Source organism: Curtobacterium sp. NPDC090217, assembly GCF_044746705.1.
GTDB lineage: Bacteria > Actinomycetota > Actinomycetes > Actinomycetales > Microbacteriaceae > Curtobacterium.
Genome location: NZ_JBIVCR010000002.1, coordinates 470012 through 485194 on the forward strand (window position 1 = coordinate 470012; position 15183 = coordinate 485194).

Annotated in this window: 18 protein-coding genes and 5 tRNA genes; 15 read left to right on the forward strand and 8 right to left on the reverse strand. The window is 72.2% G+C overall.

From position 1 onward, the window contains the following. Positions 1–3: 3 nt before the first annotated feature. Positions 4–76 (reverse strand) — tRNA-Val (locus ACIPJ2_RS09910). 212 nt (positions 77–288) lie between these two features. Here ACIPJ2_RS09910 and ACIPJ2_RS09915 point away from each other — a divergent pair. The 3 genes from ACIPJ2_RS09915 to ACIPJ2_RS09925 all read left to right on the forward strand — a co-directional run bounded on the left by ACIPJ2_RS09915 (position 289) and on the right by ACIPJ2_RS09925 (position 607). Next, positions 289–360: transfer RNA gene (locus ACIPJ2_RS09915), tRNA-Gly, on the forward strand. 82 nt (positions 361–442) lie between these two features. Continuing rightward, positions 443–516 (forward strand) — tRNA-Cys (locus ACIPJ2_RS09920). A gap of 16 nt (positions 517–532) precedes the next feature. Next, positions 533–607 (forward strand) — tRNA-Val (locus ACIPJ2_RS09925). Between the two features lie 41 nt (positions 608–648). Here the strand turns inward: ACIPJ2_RS09925 and ACIPJ2_RS09930 are convergent. Both ACIPJ2_RS09930 and ACIPJ2_RS09935 read right to left on the reverse strand, forming a co-directional pair. Further along, on the reverse strand, positions 649–1062 hold the full coding sequence (locus tag ACIPJ2_RS09930; protein WP_402728681.1) for a hypothetical protein: 414 nt from the start codon (positions 1060–1062) through the stop codon (positions 649–651). Positions 1063–1175: 113 nt separating this feature from the next. After that, positions 1176–1478 carry a hypothetical protein gene (locus ACIPJ2_RS09935; RefSeq protein WP_402728682.1) on the reverse strand — a complete coding sequence of 101 codons (303 nt, stop codon included), beginning with the start codon at positions 1476–1478 and terminating at the stop codon, positions 1176–1178. A gap of 160 nt (positions 1479–1638) precedes the next feature. On the opposite strand from ACIPJ2_RS09935, the gene ACIPJ2_RS09940 reads away from it, so the two are divergent. The 7 genes from ACIPJ2_RS09940 to ACIPJ2_RS09970 all read left to right on the forward strand — a co-directional run bounded on the left by ACIPJ2_RS09940 (position 1639) and on the right by ACIPJ2_RS09970 (position 8452). After that, the gene (locus ACIPJ2_RS09940; protein ID WP_402728683.1) at positions 1639–2208 is read left to right on the forward strand and encodes a winged helix-turn-helix domain-containing protein; all 570 of its coding nucleotides are present in this window, start codon (positions 1639–1641) and stop codon (positions 2206–2208) included. After that, entirely contained in the window at positions 2205–3458 is a 1254-nt protein-coding gene (locus tag ACIPJ2_RS09945) for an MFS transporter (protein WP_402728684.1), read from the forward strand. The genes ACIPJ2_RS09940 and ACIPJ2_RS09945 overlap by 4 nt, the downstream gene beginning before the upstream one ends. Positions 3459–3622: 164 nt before the next feature. After that, positions 3623–4303: a response regulator transcription factor gene (locus ACIPJ2_RS09950; RefSeq protein ID WP_281264489.1), complete on the forward strand. Its 681-nt coding sequence runs from the start codon at positions 3623–3625 to the stop codon at positions 4301–4303. Further along, complete coding sequence (locus ACIPJ2_RS09955; RefSeq protein ID WP_402728685.1) at positions 4303–5700, forward strand: ATP-binding protein; 1398 nt, start codon at positions 4303–4305, stop codon at positions 5698–5700. Before ACIPJ2_RS09950 ends, ACIPJ2_RS09955 begins: the two co-directional genes overlap by 1 nt. 105 nt (positions 5701–5805) lie before the next feature. Beyond that, positions 5806–7242, forward strand: coding sequence for a ferric reductase-like transmembrane domain-containing protein (locus ACIPJ2_RS09960; RefSeq protein WP_402728686.1), 1437 nt, complete (start codon positions 5806–5808; stop codon positions 7240–7242). Further along, positions 7239–7709 carry an FMN-binding protein gene (locus ACIPJ2_RS09965; RefSeq protein WP_402728687.1) on the forward strand — a complete coding sequence of 157 codons (471 nt, stop codon included), beginning with the start codon at positions 7239–7241 and terminating at the stop codon, positions 7707–7709. Before ACIPJ2_RS09960 ends, ACIPJ2_RS09965 begins: the two co-directional genes overlap by 4 nt. Continuing rightward, entirely contained in the window at positions 7706–8452 is a 747-nt protein-coding gene (locus ACIPJ2_RS09970) for an FAD:protein FMN transferase (protein ID WP_402728688.1), read from the forward strand. The genes ACIPJ2_RS09965 and ACIPJ2_RS09970 overlap by 4 nt, the downstream gene beginning before the upstream one ends. A gap of 61 nt (positions 8453–8513) precedes the next feature. Here ACIPJ2_RS09970 and ACIPJ2_RS09975 read toward each other — a convergent pair whose 3' ends face one another. Beyond that, entirely contained in the window at positions 8514–9095 is a 582-nt protein-coding gene (locus ACIPJ2_RS09975; RefSeq protein WP_402728689.1) for a hypothetical protein, read from the reverse strand. Between the two features lie 152 nt (positions 9096–9247). Between ACIPJ2_RS09975 and ACIPJ2_RS09980 the strand changes: the two genes are divergently transcribed. Genes ACIPJ2_RS09980 through ACIPJ2_RS09995 form a run of 4 tightly spaced genes read left to right on the forward strand, consistent with a single transcriptional unit; the run spans position 9248 to position 12989 of the window. Further along, the gene (locus ACIPJ2_RS09980; protein ID WP_281264495.1) at positions 9248–9925 is read left to right on the forward strand and encodes a response regulator transcription factor; all 678 of its coding nucleotides are present in this window, start codon (positions 9248–9250) and stop codon (positions 9923–9925) included. Next, positions 9922–11457: a sensor histidine kinase gene (locus tag ACIPJ2_RS09985; RefSeq protein ID WP_402728690.1), complete on the forward strand. Its 1536-nt coding sequence runs from the start codon at positions 9922–9924 to the stop codon at positions 11455–11457. Before ACIPJ2_RS09980 ends, ACIPJ2_RS09985 begins: the two co-directional genes overlap by 4 nt. Before the next feature lie 51 nt (positions 11458–11508). Next, positions 11509–12195, forward strand: coding sequence for a hypothetical protein (locus ACIPJ2_RS09990; RefSeq protein ID WP_402728691.1), 687 nt, complete (start codon positions 11509–11511; stop codon positions 12193–12195). Further along, on the forward strand, positions 12192–12989 hold the full coding sequence (locus ACIPJ2_RS09995; RefSeq protein WP_402728692.1) for a hypothetical protein: 798 nt from the start codon (positions 12192–12194) through the stop codon (positions 12987–12989). Before ACIPJ2_RS09990 ends, ACIPJ2_RS09995 begins: the two co-directional genes overlap by 4 nt. A 23-nt stretch (positions 12990–13012) precedes the next feature. Here ACIPJ2_RS09995 and ACIPJ2_RS10000 read toward each other — a convergent pair whose 3' ends face one another. Further along, complete coding sequence (locus tag ACIPJ2_RS10000; RefSeq protein WP_402728693.1) at positions 13013–13228, reverse strand: hypothetical protein; 216 nt, start codon at positions 13226–13228, stop codon at positions 13013–13015. A 97-nt stretch (positions 13229–13325) separates the two neighbouring features. Between ACIPJ2_RS10000 and ACIPJ2_RS10005 the strand changes: the two genes are divergently transcribed. Next, positions 13326–13397: transfer RNA gene (locus ACIPJ2_RS10005), tRNA-Gly, on the forward strand. A 126-nt stretch (positions 13398–13523) separates the two neighbouring features. On the opposite strand, the gene ACIPJ2_RS10010 is transcribed toward ACIPJ2_RS10005, so the two are convergent. Genes ACIPJ2_RS10010 through ACIPJ2_RS10020 form a run of 3 tightly spaced genes read right to left on the reverse strand, consistent with a single transcriptional unit; the run spans position 13524 to position 15141 of the window. Continuing rightward, positions 13524–13772: a DUF6510 family protein gene (locus ACIPJ2_RS10010; RefSeq protein WP_402728694.1), complete on the reverse strand. Its 249-nt coding sequence runs from the start codon at positions 13770–13772 to the stop codon at positions 13524–13526. After that, positions 13769–14554 carry an FAD-binding oxidoreductase gene (locus ACIPJ2_RS10015; RefSeq protein WP_402728695.1) on the reverse strand — a complete coding sequence of 262 codons (786 nt, stop codon included), beginning with the start codon at positions 14552–14554 and terminating at the stop codon, positions 13769–13771. The genes ACIPJ2_RS10010 and ACIPJ2_RS10015 overlap by 4 nt, the downstream gene beginning before the upstream one ends. Continuing rightward, positions 14551–15141 (reverse strand): molybdopterin-dependent oxidoreductase, encoded by a 591-nt coding sequence (locus ACIPJ2_RS10020; protein ID WP_402728696.1) that lies wholly within the window; start codon positions 15139–15141, stop codon positions 14551–14553. The genes ACIPJ2_RS10015 and ACIPJ2_RS10020 overlap by 4 nt, the downstream gene beginning before the upstream one ends. Positions 15142–15183 lie beyond the last annotated feature (42 nt).

Consider the following 15183-nt stretch of genomic DNA (forward strand, 5'->3'; position numbering starts at 1 on the left):
TTGTGGGCGATACCAGACTCGAACTGATGACCTCTTCGGTGTGAACGAAGCGCGCTACCAACTGCGCCAATCGCCCCCTGCACTTGCGTGCGGATCGATAGTAGCGGATGTCGCGGCATGTGCCGAACACGACGGTGCCTCCGCGCGCGTCGTGCCGGTCCGAGCCGCACCCGATGCCCCTCGATCCGCATGAACTCGGGGGACACGCCCGGTGAACACCCAGGATTTTGGAGAAACGCGTCGGAGTCGGATACAGTTTACGAGTCGCCGCGAGAGCGGGTCAGACATGCGGATGTGGCGCAGTGGTAGCGCATCACCTTGCCAAGGTGAGGGTCGCGAGTTCGAATCTCGTCATCCGCTCGAGTACTGGTTCCCTCGGGATCCGGTTTCTCACCAGAGGGTATCCCACCGTTCGGGTACTCACGGAGACGTGAACCTCGATGGTGGGGTGGCCGAGAGGCTAGGCAGCGGCCTGCAAAGCCGTCCACGCGGGTTCGAATCCCGTCCCCACCTCCAGAATTCAACTCTCTCTGGGCGATTGGCGCAGCGGTAGCGCGCTTCCCTGACACGGAAGAGGTCACTGGTTCGATCCCAGTATCGCCCACCACCTGAAACCCCCGGCCTCGGCCGGGGGTTTCGTCGTTCCTGCTACCGGGTCGGCGACGTCGCCGCGTACGGATCCGTGGCCACGTTCCCGTACACGTCGGTTCGTCGGCGTCGGTCACGCACGACGCAGATGCCGCGTGCCACGGCGAGCGCGACCACGACCGCGGCGATTCCCGCGAAGAGCCACCTCCACGATGCGTCGTCCTCGATGAGCAGCCGTGCCGCCAGTAGAGCGAGCGGCGCGACGACGAGCAGGCGGCGCCACTCGGGCCACGTCGGCCGCCACAGCACCGTCATGCCCTTCTTCCACCGGCCGACCAGCACGTACGTCAGCAGGACCGCGAACGGCAGCAGCCCGAGCCAGTGCACGAGCGCGTCGGCGGCGTCCTCGTAGAACGGGTGCACGATCTCACGGGCGACTCCACCAGCCGCAGCGGCGGTGAGCACCACCCACATCCGGGCCTCCCACCGGCGGGGATGCCACCACGGGGTCCGCCACAAGGGCAACCGGGTCACCACCGCCCGCCGGCGATCGTCCGCGCGACGGGGAAGACGGCGGTTCGCGGGCATCACGTGCTCGCGGCCTGGACGACGGCGATGGCGGACGCCACGAACGCGATCACCGCGGCGATCCGCCACGCGAGCCCGTCGCCTGTTCCACCGACGACGAGGACGGCGATGGATGCCAGGACCGCAGGGATCATCAGGATCGGCACGACGACCTTGAGGGACTTGACCAGTGCGATGCGCGTGCGGACGTGCGCGTCGTCGGGCAGGGCGGCCATCGCCGGCTGGACACCCCACCGGACGATCAGCTCCTCGCCGGCGAGCAACCCGACGAGGACCAGCTGGGCCACGAGGAGGGCGTTCACGTGCGGTCCTCGGCATGATCGGCGCCGACGGTGGGGATGGTGTCCACGATGTTCCCTTCGTCCAGGAACGATCATCGCCCAGGCTGGACCTGAAAGACATTTGCAGATCGCGACAACCGGACGTACGATCTGAAAATCCACTTCAGATCGAGGAGTCCCCGTGCAGGAGAACCGTCCGAACCTCGCCGATCCCGGCGTCCTCGACGCACTGTCGCACCCGGTACGGCTCGACGTCCTGGGGTACCTTGCGGCATCGGGCCCCGCGACGGCGTCGCAATGCGCCCGGGCGGTGGGCGACACGCCGTCGAACTGCAGTTACCACCTCAGGGTGCTCGCGTCCCACGGACTGGTCGAACCGGACCCGTCGGGCGACGGCCGGTCCAGGCCGTGGCGGACGAGCATCACCGGCTTCACCACCGACGACGTCGATCCGGCGGACGTGGCGGGACTGGACCGGATGTTGGCGGCGTCGGTCGAGCTCGACCACCACCTCCTGCGCGAGTACCTCCGCGGTCGGGACGCGGTCCCGGGGGTTTGGCAGGCAGCGGACGTCCACGCCAGCTACGGGCTCGCGCTGACACCGACCGAACTCGCCGAGGTCGTCGCGCGGCTCGATGCCGTCGTCCGGCCGTACATCCAGGCCACGCGGGCGAACACCCCCGGTGACGCCGAACACGTCCACCTCTCACTCAGCGCGTTCCCGCGGCTCGGGTTCGGCCCCGACCGATGACGAGCACGCCGCCGGCCACGCGCCGTGGCTTCGCAGGCTCGGCGATGGCGGTAGCGGCGTTCCGACGGCTCTGGCTCGCGGGGCTCGTGTCGGACACCGGCGACTGGCTGATGTTCATCGCGTTGCCGCTCGTCGTCCTCCGACTCACCGGATCGGCCGTCGGGACGTCGTTCGCGTTCCTCCTCGAACTCGCCCCGCCCGTGCTGCTCGCCCCGGTCGTCGCGCGGGTCACCGACCGGCTGCCACACCGGCGCGTGATGGTCGTCGCGATGCTCGGTCAGGCCCTCACCCTCCTGCCGCTGCTCCTCGTGCACGACCGGTCGGAGCTGCCGCTCGTCTACGCCGTCATCGTCGCCCAGGCGTCGTTCGGCGCGTTCTTCCTGCCGGCCAAGAACGCGCTCCTCCCGACGCTCGTCGGGCTCGATCGGGCGAACTCGGCGAATGCCCTCGTCGGGCTGAACAACGACCTCGGCCGGATCATCGGTGGCCCGCTCGGCGGCGTGCTGCTCGCGGTCGGGTCCATCGGCACGGTGGCGCTCGTCGACATGGCCTCGTACGTCGTCGCCGCTGCCCTCGTCCTCAGCGTGCCGCACGGGCGACGCGTCGATCCGGCTCCGCCTGCTTCCCCCATCCCGATCGGACCGAACACCGGCGGCGTCCTCCGTGCCCTCGGCGACCGTGCAACGCGGCACCTGGTCCTGGTGAGCACGGTCGCGTCGATCGCGCAGGGGCTCTTCCTCGTGCTGTTCGTCTTCTTCGTGACCGACGTCATCCGTGGGGACGCGGCAGACGTCGGCCTGCTGCGCGGAGTACAGGCGATCGGGGCGATCGGCGCCGGCCTCGCACTGGGGGTCCTCGGCGCGAGGATCGACGCGCTCCGGCTCGCCCTCATCGGTGCGAGCACGTTCACGGTGATCACCGTCCTCGTGTGGAACGCGTCGTTCGTCACCCACGCCGTGCCGGTCTACGCCGTGCTCTTCGCGACGATCGGTGTGCCGGCGGTGTTCATGGGCGCCGGACTCACGAGTCTGCTGCAGCGGGCGGTCGACGGCGCAGGCCGTGGGTCGGCGTTCGCTGCGCTCGGGCTCGGGCAAGCGGTCGGTCAGGCGATCGGGATCACCGTCGCCGGTCTCCTGCAGGAACCGCTCGGCACCCTGCCGCTGCTGGAGGTCCAAGCCGCCGCCTACGCGATCACCGCGGTGCTGGCGTTCGTCCTGCTCCCACGGCGGTTCCGCAGCCCTCCCGGCTGACGACCGGCATCGCGGTGGCCGACCGGCGCGGCCATCCGCCGGACGGGAGGCTCGGTGCCGGCCCGCACCGTGCCTCCCGTCCGGCGGATGCGGGCCTACGATCGCTGGTATGCGTGTGGCGATCACCGGAGGGACGGGCGTCGAGCGGGACGCTCGGGTCTGACGTGGCGAACATCCTGGTGGTCGAGGACGACCCGGAGATGCGGTCGCTCGTCGAACGAGGGCTGACCGGCGAGGGGCACACGGTCACCGTCGTGGGCGACGGGATCGCCGCGCTCGTCGCCGCGCGCGCACAGTCGTTCGACGCGGCAGCGATCGACGTGATGCTGCCCGAGATGACCGGGTTCGAGGTCTGCCGACGACTCCGAGAGCTCGGGGAGGACTTCCCGGTGGTGCTCGTCACCGCACGTGACGCCGTGGACGACCGGGTCTTCGGACTCGACTCCGGTGCCGACGACTACCTGACGAAGCCCTTCGCGATCGCCGAACTCAACGCCCGCATCCGCGCCCACCTCCGGCGGCGAGCTGCCGGGACCGCGACGATCGTGGAGGCGGGGACGGTCCGGCTGGACACCGTCGCGGTCCGGGCGTCTGTCCGCGGCCGTGACATGCCCCTGAGCGTCAAGGAGTTCTCGTTGCTCCGGTTCCTCGTCCAGGGGTCGCCGTCGCCGCGGACGCGAGCGGACGTGCTGCGGGAGGTGTGGGGGAGCGCCGAGCACTTCGACCCCACGATCGTCGACCAGTACGTCAGCTACGTGCGCAAGAAGCTGCACGCAGCAGGGGCCGACGTCGCGATCCGCACGGTCCGCGGCGTCGGGTACGCGCTGGAGGTCGTCGCGTCCTGATGAACGTCTTCCGTCGACTGTCCATCCGCGCCCGCATCACACTCGGGAGCCTCCTCGTCGGGGCCGTCGTCCTGTGCGGCGTCGCCGTGGTGCTGCACGTGCAGATCGAGCGCGCGTCGCTGGCGTCGGACGCGTCGCTCGCGTCCGGCGACGCCGCCCCGTTCGTGTCGGACCTCCTCCACAACCCGGACGAGCCACCTGACCGGCCCGCCGAGGGTGTCCTCGTCGGCATCCGTTCCGCATCGGGACGGTGGGTGGTCGACTCGCTCCCCGCTGACGTGCGGTCCGTGCTGCCCACGGACGTCCCCGAAGGCGGAGTGACGCTCCGCACGGAAGCCGGGCACCGGGTGATGACCGTGGTGGGCACCCCGGTGGTGAACGACGACGGGGCCTTCGTGGTCTGGGCGGCGCACGACGGTCGCGCCGGCGAGGAGACGGTCGCGCGCGTCGACCGGTCGCTCGCGGTCGGGACGGTCCTCGCGCTGCTCGCGTTCGGCGCGGCCGCGTGGCTCCTGTCGACCCTCGCACTCCGACCCGTCGGGCGGATGCGCCGCGCCGCCGAGGACCTCAGCGCAGGCAGGACGAGCGGGCACCTGCCGGTCGGGACGTCCGCCGACGAACTCGCGGCGCTCGCGCGGACGCTGAACGCCTTCATCGACCGGCAGCGGGAGTACGCCGAGCGGGAGCGCCGGATCATCTCGGACGCGAGCCACGAACTCCGGACCCCGCTGGCCGCGCTCACCGCACGGCTGGAGTTGGCGCACCGGTCGGCAGGCGACGCGGACGCGCTCGCCCGGGAGCTGCAGGCCGCTGAGGACGACGCCGCGCGGCTGGTGGCCCTCGCGAACACGATGCTCGAGCTGAGCCGGCTCGACGAGGCGGAGCCGGCGCCGCCGACCGCCGCCGCCGACCTCGTCACCGAGCTGATGGGCTCGATCGACCGGGCGCGGGCGGCACACGGCGCGGGAGACCGCGACATCGACTTCTCGGTCGCCGTCGACGCTCCGGACGAGCGGTACGGGGTCGAACCGGCAGCGTTCGCGCGGGTCGTCGACAACCTCGTCGCCAACGCCGTCGCCGCCGGAGACGCCCGCGGCGTGGTCCGGGTGCAGCTCGAACAGGACCCGTCTCGTCGGCTCGAGCTGCGCGTGGTTGACGACGGCCACGGGGTCCCGGAGAGCTTCCTGCCACAGGCCTTCGAGCGGTTCGCCCGAGCCGACACCGCACGTCGGACGGCGTCGACCGGGCACGCCGCCGGGAGCGGTCTCGGGCTCGCGCTCGTCCGTGGGATCGCCGAGCGGGCCGGTGGGACCGCGTCGCTCCGGAACGGCGAGGAGCGCGGCGCGGTCGCGACGGTCGTGCTGCCCAGCACCGACGCCGATCCACGGCGAGCCTGATCACTCGAAGTCTCGAACGAAGTCCACGTCCCGTTCCGGGTTCCTCCCAAGGGCCGGTGTCGATGCTGAGCGTCACCCGATCACATGCTGGAGAGGAACGAGCCGATGATCGACACCGCTCGGCCCACGGCCCATCCGTTCACCGCGCCCCCGGCCACCGAACCCCTCGCCGTCGCGGCGCGTCGCCGCGACCGGTCCCGACGTCGTCGCAGTGCGACCACCGACCTGCTCGGGATCCTCGCCTGGGTCTCCGCCGCGGTCGCCGTGGCGCTCTGGCTCGCGTCACCCGGATCGCACTCGGTCGTCGGCATCGGTGGGTGGCTCACCGACGCAGGCATCGTCGCCGGGCTGATCGCGACCGACCTCGTCCTCGTGATGCTGGTGCTCGCCGCCCGGGTGCCGCTCATCGACCGCACCTTCGGGCAGGACACGGCGATCGCGGTCCACCGATCGCTCGGCAAGCCGGTGCTGTACCTGCTGCTGGCGCACGGAGCGCTCCTGACGCTCGGTTACGGCGCGTCGGCGGGCACCGGGCCGATCGCCGAGACGATCGCGCTCTTCTCGACACCGGACATGCCGCTGGCGTACCTCGGGCTCGGCCTGTTCGTCGCCGTCGTGGTGTCCTCGCTCGTCGCCGTGCGTCGGCGCCTGCCGTACGAGGCCTGGCACGTCATCCACCTGCTCAGCTACGCGGCGGTGCTCGTCGCGCTGCCGCACATGCTGAGCGCGGGCAGCGTGCTCGCGGCAGGGACATGGCAGCGGGCGTACTGGATCGCGCTGTACGTCCTCGCGCTCGGCCTCATCGCCGTGTACCGGTTCGCGGTGCCGTTCGTCGTGACCGTCCGGCACCGGATCCGCGTCGTCGGCGTGGAGCCCATCGCCCCCGGTGTCGTGTCGATCCACCTCGCCGGGCGCGACCTCGACCGACTCGGCGCGCGCGGCGGACAGTACGGCGTCTGGCGGTTCTGGACGGCGACGACCTGGTGGCACGCCCACCCGGTGTCGTTCTCGGCGGTGCCCGGACGTGACCGGGCCCGCATCACCGTCCGGGACCTCGGCGCGGGGTCGTCGCGACTGGGTCGGATCCGGCCGGGGGCGTTCGTCTCGCTCGAGGGTCCGTACGGCCTCTTCACGAGCCGCGCCCGGACGGCGCCGTACCTGGCGCTCGTGGCCTCGGGGATCGGGATCACGCCCGTCCGAGCGTTGCTGGAGGACACCGACCTCCGACCGGGCGAGGCGACGGTGCTCCTGCGAGGACGCGATGCGCAGCAGCAGTACCTCTGGCGGGAGACCGCCGACCTGGCGGCGACGACGGGCAGCCGGCTCTTCGCGATGGTCGGACACCGTGCTCGGTCCCGAGCGACCTGGATGCCCGAGGAGGACCTCCGTCGCGGCGTCACCCTGCTGTCGGTCTTCCCGCGGCTGCTCGAGTCGGACCTGTACGTCTGCGGGCCCCGCGCCTGGTCGGACCTCGTCGTCCGCGAGGCCCGGCTCGCAGGGGTCCCCGAACACCAGATCCACCAGGAACGGTTCGAGTCATGAGGGCGCGCGCCGTCGTCGGGGGGATCGTGTCGTCGATCGCGGTCCTCGTCATCGGCTGGCAGCTCGGCGGCGAGCTTGCCGTCACCGCGCCGTCGCAGAGCACGACGTCCGGCAGCTCCGCGTCGGGGAGCGGATCATCGGGGAGCGGGTCGTCCGGCAGCACGGCGTCGGGCACCGGCGGGTCGTCCGTCTCGGGCACGTTCACCGGTGATGCCACCCAGACCCGGTACGGCCCCGTGCAGGTCCGGATCACCGTCGCGGATGGCAAGATCACCGACGTCACCGCCCTGCAGCTCACCGACCACGACGGTCGATCCGTGCAGATCAGCCAGCAGGCGGCACCGATCCTCCGGCAGGAGGCCCTCGCCGCACAGTCCGCCTCGATCCAGGCCGTGAGCGGCGCGACCTTCACCAGCGAGGGGTACACGACTTCGCTCCAGTCCGCGATCGACAAGGCGGGACTGTGAACGACGTCCTGACCTTCGAGACGATGGGGACCGTCGTCAGTCTCCGCGGAGCGACCGCGGCGGCTGCGTCCGAGGTCCGCGCCGTGTTCGCGGGCTACGACCGCCGGTACAGCCTCTACGACCCGTCATCGGTCCTCAGTCGGGTGGCCGACGGCACGATCCGGCTCCCCGACACCCCGGAGCAGGTCCGCGACGTGTACGCACTTGCTCTGGACTGGCGGGAGCGGACCGGCGGCGCGTTCACTCCGCACCGCCCCGACGGCGTGGTCGACCTCTCCGGGGTCGTGAAGGCACTCGCCATCCGCGACGCGGGAGCGGTGCTGGACGAGGCGGGTGCCGACTGGATGATCAGCGCCGGCGGCGACGTGCTCGTCCGTGGGATGCACCGCGGTGTCGAGCCGTGGAGCGTCGGGGTGGTCGACCCGGCGCACCGCGACACGGTCGTCGGCGTCGTCCGTCTCGACGCGCCCCGCCGTGCGGTCGCGACCTCCGGGACCGCCGAACGCGGCGAGCACATCTGGCGACGCACGGCTCCGACGTTCGTGCAGGCGACCGTGGTCGCCGACGACGTCGTCACCGCCGACGTGCTCGCCACCGCGATCGTCGCCGGCGACGAGGAGGACCTCGGTCGGTTCACGAGCGACGTCGACGTCGACGTCTTGGCCTTCGGGGCGGACGGGAGGGTCTGGGCCACGCCCGGTGCGTCCTCCTGGGTCACCACCGGTGCGGCACAGGTGCCCTGATCGGCCCGCGGAGCCGACGGCAGCCCCGACGGACCGTCGTCCGGCAGGGGCTGCCGACCAGTCAGGAACCGCTGGTCGGCGAAGCGCTCGGCGCATCCGTGGACTGCTTCGGGGCGTCCTTCGGCGGCTTCGGGGCATCGGTCGGGTTCGGAGCGGCAGCGGCGCCGTCCGGTGCGGGCCCGTCCTTCGGCGGGGTGGGTGCTGCAGCTGCCGGTCCTCCGCCGGCACCCGGAGCGCAGGTACCGGCCGGTCCGCCCGCAGCACCGGGTCCCGCCGCACCGGGTCCCGCCGCGCCGGGTCCTGCTACACCCGGCGTCGGTGCGCCCGTCGGTGCGCCGGATGGAGCGCCCGACGGCTTGCCCGAGGGTGCGCCGGACGGGGCTGCCACCGGCGTGCTCCCGCCGTCGCCACCGGCCGCCACCGCCGCGGTCACCCCGACGCCGCCGATCAGCACGGCGACGATCGCCGCGCCGATCCCGATCCGCCGCCCGAGACGACGGGGTCGGTCGGTGGCGGACGCCGGAGCCGGGGCCTCGGCGGCGGCGAACTGCTCGGTCGGCTGCGCGCCCTGGCCGAAGCCGCCTCGCGGGTACTCCCGTGTCGGTTCGTCGTGCTGGTTCTGGTTCTCGTTCTCGTTCGCCATGGTGTCTCCACTTCGTCGTCCGGCGGTGCCGGGTCGGCTGTGCTGCCGACGTGGACCACGGTCGAAGTCGAATCTGAAGCATGACTGAAGCACAGGTCCTCCCCAGGTCGTTCCAGGCTTCGTGATCGAATCACGGACGTACGGTGTCCGCCGTGCCCAGTCCAGCCCGCGTCCTGCTCATCGACGACGACGAGACCATCCGTGTCTCCGTCGCACGCTCCCTCCGCGACGAGGGCCTCGTCGTGCTCGACGCACCCGACGGCTCCGGGCTCCACCGGGACCTCGCGGCGTTCGTCCCGGACCTCGTGGTCCTGGACTGGATGCTCCCCGGTGCGAGCGGGATCCAGCTCGCCGGCAGCGTGCGGACCTCGTCGGACGCTGCCATCGTGATGCTGACCGCCCGGGACGACGTCGAGGACCGGCTCAGGGGGTTCGCCGAGGGCGCTGACGACTACGTCGTGAAGCCGTTCGCGATCGCGGAACTCGTCGCCAGGGTCACCGCGGTCCTCCGCCGTCGTGGTCGGGTGCCCGCCGTGATCGAGGTCGGTGACCTGGTCCTCGACCCCGACGCCGCGGTCGCCCGTCGTGCCGGTGTCGTGCTCGAGCTCACCGCGACCGAGTTCCGACTGCTCGCCTTCCTCGCCGAGAGCCGCGGCCGGACCCTGTCGAAGGGGCAGATCCTGACGCAGGTGTGGGGGTACGACAGCGTCGACCCGAACCTCGTCGAGGTCCACCTCAGCGCGCTCCGGCGGAAGATGGAGGTGCACGGCCCACGACTCGTCCACACGGTGCGCGGTCTCGGGTACCGGTTGAGTGCGGTGGCCGCGTGAACGGCGAGGCGCCCAGCGCGTCGGTCCTCCGCACCGGGTCGCTCCGGATGCGGACCGTCGTCGCGGTCCTGGTCCTGCTGGCGGTCCTCCTCGGCGCGCTCGGTGTCGTCGTGCAGGCAACCCTCGGCGACCGGCTCCGCGCCCAGGTCGAGGACCGGTTGCGCGACCGTGCTTCGGCGGCGGCCGCCCTCGTCGGGACGGTCGACGCAACGGACCTCGCCGACCGGCTGTCGATGCAGGGCCTCTCGGTGACGATCACGGCCGCCGACGGCGGTTCCGTGGAGGCCGGTCCCAGCCCGGACCAGCTGCGGCACGGTCCACCGGAGCCCGGCACCCTCCCCGCGCCGGCGGCCGCTCCCGCGCGCGACTCCACGGCGGACCCCTCCACGACCGAGACCGGCGCGGCGTCGCACGTGACGATCAGGTCTTCGCGGCTCACCGAGGGCGACCGGATCGTCACGCTCGTGTCGACCCTGAGCGACGGCTCGCGGATCCGGCTCACCGCCGGAACCGGCCCCGTCGACGAGGTCCTCGGCGAACTCCGATGGGTGATGCTCGCCGCGTCCGTCGGGTTCATGCTCGTGGCGGCGGTCGGCCTGGTCATCGTGGTGCGGCGGACGATGCGCCCGCTCGACGTGATGACGAACGCCGCACGCTCGATCGCGCACGGTGACCGCGGGCGGCGCCTCCGTCCGGCCCGCCAGGGAACCGAGATCGGTCGCGTCGCGGTGGCCTTCGACGAGATGCTCGACGCCGTCGAGGGTGCGGAACGACAGGCCGTCTCGGCGGAGGCCCGGATGCGGTCCTTCTTGTCGGACGCCGCACACGAGCTGCGGACGCCGGTGGCCGGGATCACCGCTGCTGCCGACACCCTGGTGCGTGCACGCCCCGACGTGGTGGAGCGTGAAGAGCTCGCCGTGCACGTGGTCCGGCAGGCCGGTCGGGCGGCGCGGCTCGTGGACGACCTGTTGCTGATGGCGCGGGTGGACGGCGGCCTCGCGCTCGAGCCAGCGTCCGTGGACCTCGGCGCCATCGCGAGGAGTGAGGCCGACCGTGCACGGCTCCGCTCGCCGGGCCTCACCGTCCAGGTCGCCGAGACGGATGGCGCAGTCGTCGTGTCCGCGGACGGCGACCGGATCGGCCAGGTCCTCGCCAACCTCCTGGAGAACGCCGCCAGGGCGACCGACGGCGCCGGGCACGTCGTGGTCGAGATCGACCGGCTGGGCGACGTGGGCCGTGTGCGCGTCGCCGACGACGGGCCCGGGATCCCGGCGGTCGACCGTGAGCGTGTCTTCGACCGGCTCGTCCGGCTCGACGCTGCTCGGGCGGCGAGCGGCGGGGGAGCAGGGCTCGGCCTGCCGATCGCACGGGGCATCGCTCGGGCGCACGGCGGCGAGCTCGTCTGCCCGCCGGGAGTCGGCACCGTGTTCGTGCTCACGATCCCGGCAACGACCGACCAGCACACACCGACCAGGCAGGGTGGTCTGCAGCCGATCGGCTTGCCGACCGGAGGATGCGGGATCGTGACCTGAGCAATCGTCCAGACTGCCCGTCGAGCGGCGTGCACTCGCTACGGTGTCCGGGTGGGGAACAGCAACGGAACGGGTCGGCGTCGTGGCGGGCTGATCGGCATCATCGTCGTGGCGGCGTACCTCGTGCTGCGGTTCGGCGTGCTGGCGTGGCGCGAGCACGAGGCCGGCATGTCGACGGGAGCCGTGATCGGGACGCTGTTCCTCTACGCCGCTGCGATCTTCGCGATCATCGAGATCGTCCTGGCGGTGCAGAACGCGTCGACCCGACGACGGGAGGCTGCACTCGCCCGCGCCCATCCCGGTGCGCACCTCGCTCCGGCGCTCTTCACGAAGGACCTCGCGACCGACGTCCGCCGCACCGCCGCGATGCTCGGCGCCGAGCCCGGTCCGGACGTCCCGCGTCGTGGACACGCGACGGTCGTCGCCGACCACAACGGCATCGGTATCTACGTGGGCGGCGCCACGCCGCGGCTCGTCCTCGGGATCCCGCGCAACCAGGTGCGCGCGGTCTCGACCGGCGAGACGAAGGCCGCAGGCCGGTACACCTTCGGCACCGTCGACGCCCTCCGGGTCATCGTGGACAACGGGCAGTGGACGACCATCGACCTGCCGCTCTACCGCACCGTGATCGGCTTCGCGAAGCACCTGCACGGCGAGGCGCTCGAAGCCCAGGTGCGCTCGGTCGCGGTCGCCGCCGGGGTGCGTCAGGAGACGCCGTTGCCCGGGACGACGCGGTGATCCGCCGAACGGGTGTCGCGGCACTCGGTCTCGCCGCCGTGCTCACGGTGACGGGCTGCGCGACCGCGGGCTCGGCGCACCACGCCGCGACGAACGAACGACCGGCCACGGCGAGTCCGACCGCGTCCGCGACCCCGACGGCTGTTGCGGACCCGGCCGGCCCGGCACCGGCAGCGGGGACCGTCGTCCTCGACACCGACCTGGCCACCGCGGACGGTCGCGCGTCGATCCACCTGCAGGTGGTCGCCACCGGCAACGACGACTACGTCGTGCAGACCTCGGCGTACCGGTCGACCCTCGGACAGCCCCTCGCGATCTTCTTCCGCCAGTTCGACGAGCGGGTCGGTGACACCATCTCCGACGGGGTCAGCTTCGGCTACGACGCCTGGGGAGCGCCGGGGGAGACGGCGCAGGTCCCCGATCAGCAGTTCCGACTGCAGGAAGCAGGCGACGACCCCAGCTTCCTCAGGACCGCGGTGCTGGTCGACCGGCCGGAGACCTCCCCGTGGACGGTGCTCGGCGTCGCGCGGCTGGACTGGCACGTGCCGGACCGGCACCCGGGTCTCACGGTGCACGACTCCGGTCAGCGGCCCGGCGCGACGGGCACCGTCGAGAGCATCGACGGCATGCCGAGGTGGTACCACGTCGCCGATGGCGACACCCTCGACGCGATCGGACACCGCTTCGGCGTGACCGTCGCCGACCTCCGGTACCTCAGTGCACGGCAGGCGCTCGGTCTGGCGTACGACCTGCGGGCCGGCGAGACGCTGAACCTCGACCGGGCGAGACGCTGACCCCGAGCGTCAGGCGTCAGGCGTCAGGCCGGCCGGTAGACGCTGATCGCAGGCGCGTCACCGGCGTCGTGTGTCTCGTCCGTCGCCGCCCACATGCGCCCGTCGTGCTCGATGGTCGGCGGCAGGTCGCCGCGCACCAGGATCCGGACCGCCGGAGCGTCCCCGTCGACGAGGTCGACTCCATGGGAGTCGGGTTCGGCAGGCGTGCCGTCGGTGGTGTCCTTCACGAAGTCGCTCATGCGCCCAGCCAACACGGACACGCCCGGTACCGGCCGGGAGTCGGGAGATCGGTCGAACCCGGGTATGCTTGCCCTGTGCGACCGTCTGGTCATGCATGCGGATGTGGCGCAGTGGTAGCGCATCACCTTGCCAAGGTGAGGGTCGCGAGTTCGAATCTCGTCATCCGCTCGGGAACCGCCGGCTCCACCCGGCCCCCCACGAACCCCGACCTCGGTCGGGGTTCTCTGGTTTCCGGGCCGTCCGGGTCTACCGCGGACGCAGCGGGCGCAGTGCTCGTGCGCGGACGAAGACGCCTCAGACCTCGGCGGCCCTGACCCCCGGCATGCCGACCCGGCGACGATCCCCGACGAGCACGACCGTCACGAGCACCGTGCCACATGCTCGGCAGCGTGCGACGGACCCCATCGGACTCCGGTGCACACGGGCCTCGCCGAGCGGGCCCGACGAACCACATCCCGCGCAGCGGAGCCGGGCCGCCGTCGGGTCGTCCCCGAGCACGTCGGCCAGGTCACCGGCGAGGACGTTGCCGTCGACGACGCTCACGACGTGCCTCCGAAGCGTTCGGCGCGGAGGTCCGCGGTGTCGTGCCCGAGCTCGCCGAGCCACCCGAGGACCTGTTCCACGAACGACGTCGAGCCGCACACGTACGTCAGCGCGCCCGCGTCCGGCGGGAACACCGCCTCGGCGAGCACCGCACGGGTGAGCCGTCCCACCGGTGTCGCCGCGCCCTCCGGCGCCCGACGGCTGTACACGACGGTCACCTCGAGCGGGGCCGCCGCGGCAAGGGCCGCGTCGAGTTCGGAGCGGAAGAAGACGTCGTCCGGGGTCCGCACGGCCGCGAGCAGCCGGAACGGGGCCGGGTCGCCCGCGTCGGCGTGCGCGGACACCATCGCGACGAGGGGCACGATGCCGGATCCGCCCGCGATGAGCTGCACGGGGCGGGGATCGCCCGACGTCGGGCGCCAGACGAACCACCCGCCGAGCGGCCCGTGCACCTCGAGCGCGTCGCCGACGTCGATCGCGTCGACGAGGAACGGGGAGACCTCCCCGTCGTCGACCCGGTCGACTGCGAGGGTCACACGGGTGCCGGGGCCCTGCGACGCGATGGAGTACGAGCGGGTGGCCTGGTACCCGTCCTCGGCGGTGAGCCGGAGGTCGAGGTGCTGTCCGGCGTCGTTGCCCGGCCAGGTCGGGACGTCGAGGACGATCCTGCGCGCCGTCGGCGTCTCCGCTCGGACGGCCGCGACCGTCGCGTCGTGCCAGGCCGGCCGTCTGCGGTTCGCTGGCGGCGCGACCGTGCCGACCCGTGCCTCCAGGCCGCTCACCAGTACCGCTCTTCCTTCCACGGATCCCCGTGCAGGTGGTAGCCCGCGTTCTCCCAGAAGCCGGGCTCGTCGTCGGCCTGCATGACGATCCCGCGCACCCACTTCGCGCTCTTCCAGAAGTACAGGTGCGGGACGAGCAGCCGCGCGGGCCCGCCGTGCTCGGCCTCGAGTGGCGCGCCGTCCGCCTCGAAGGCGATCCAGGCCTGTCCGTCGAGGAGTTCGTCGAGCGGCACGTTGGTCGTGTAGCCGCCGACGCTGTGGACCATGCAGAAGTCCAGGGACGTCTCGACCTGCTCGAACAACCGGTCGAGCGGGACGCCGCGCCACGGCATCGCGAGCTTGGACCAGTGCGTGACGCAGTGGATGTCGACGGTGACGTCCTCGACCCCGAGCGCGTGCACCTCGTCCCACGTCCACTCGTGCAGCGCGGTCTCGGTCCGGATCGAGAAGGTCCAGTCCGTGGAGGAGACGTCCGGGGTGTCGCCGGCGGACAGTACGGGCCAGTCGCGCACAAGGGTCTGACCGGGTGGCAATCGATCGTCTTCGTCACGTCGTCGTCCGCCGAATCCGCGTGTGAACGTCGCCATCGGTGCTCCTCGCCTCGAGACGATCCTGGCCCCGTCGGACCC

Excerpts from the sequence above, each read along its gene's own strand:
- ACIPJ2_RS10000 (WP_402728693.1), bottom strand. The coding sequence starts at position 13,228 with ATGAGCGACTTCGTGAAGGACACCACCGACGGCACGCCTGCCGAACCC.
- ACIPJ2_RS10020 (WP_402728696.1), bottom strand. The coding sequence starts at position 15,141 with ATGGCGACGTTCACACGCGGATTCGGCGGACGACGACGTGACGAAGAC.
- ACIPJ2_RS09955 (WP_402728685.1), top strand. The coding sequence starts at position 4,303 with ATGAACGTCTTCCGTCGACTGTCCATCCGCGCCCGCATCACACTCGGG.
- ACIPJ2_RS09960 (WP_402728686.1), top strand. The coding sequence starts at position 5,806 with ATGATCGACACCGCTCGGCCCACGGCCCATCCGTTCACCGCGCCCCCG.
- ACIPJ2_RS09930 (WP_402728681.1), bottom strand. The coding sequence starts at position 1,062 with ATGTGGGTGGTGCTCACCGCCGCTGCGGCTGGTGGAGTCGCCCGTGAG.
- ACIPJ2_RS09945 (WP_402728684.1), top strand. The coding sequence starts at position 2,205 with ATGACGAGCACGCCGCCGGCCACGCGCCGTGGCTTCGCAGGCTCGGCG.
- ACIPJ2_RS09965 (WP_402728687.1), top strand. The coding sequence starts at position 7,239 with ATGAGGGCGCGCGCCGTCGTCGGGGGGATCGTGTCGTCGATCGCGGTC.
- ACIPJ2_RS09975 (WP_402728689.1), bottom strand. The coding sequence starts at position 9,095 with ATGGCGAACGAGAACGAGAACCAGAACCAGCACGACGAACCGACACGG.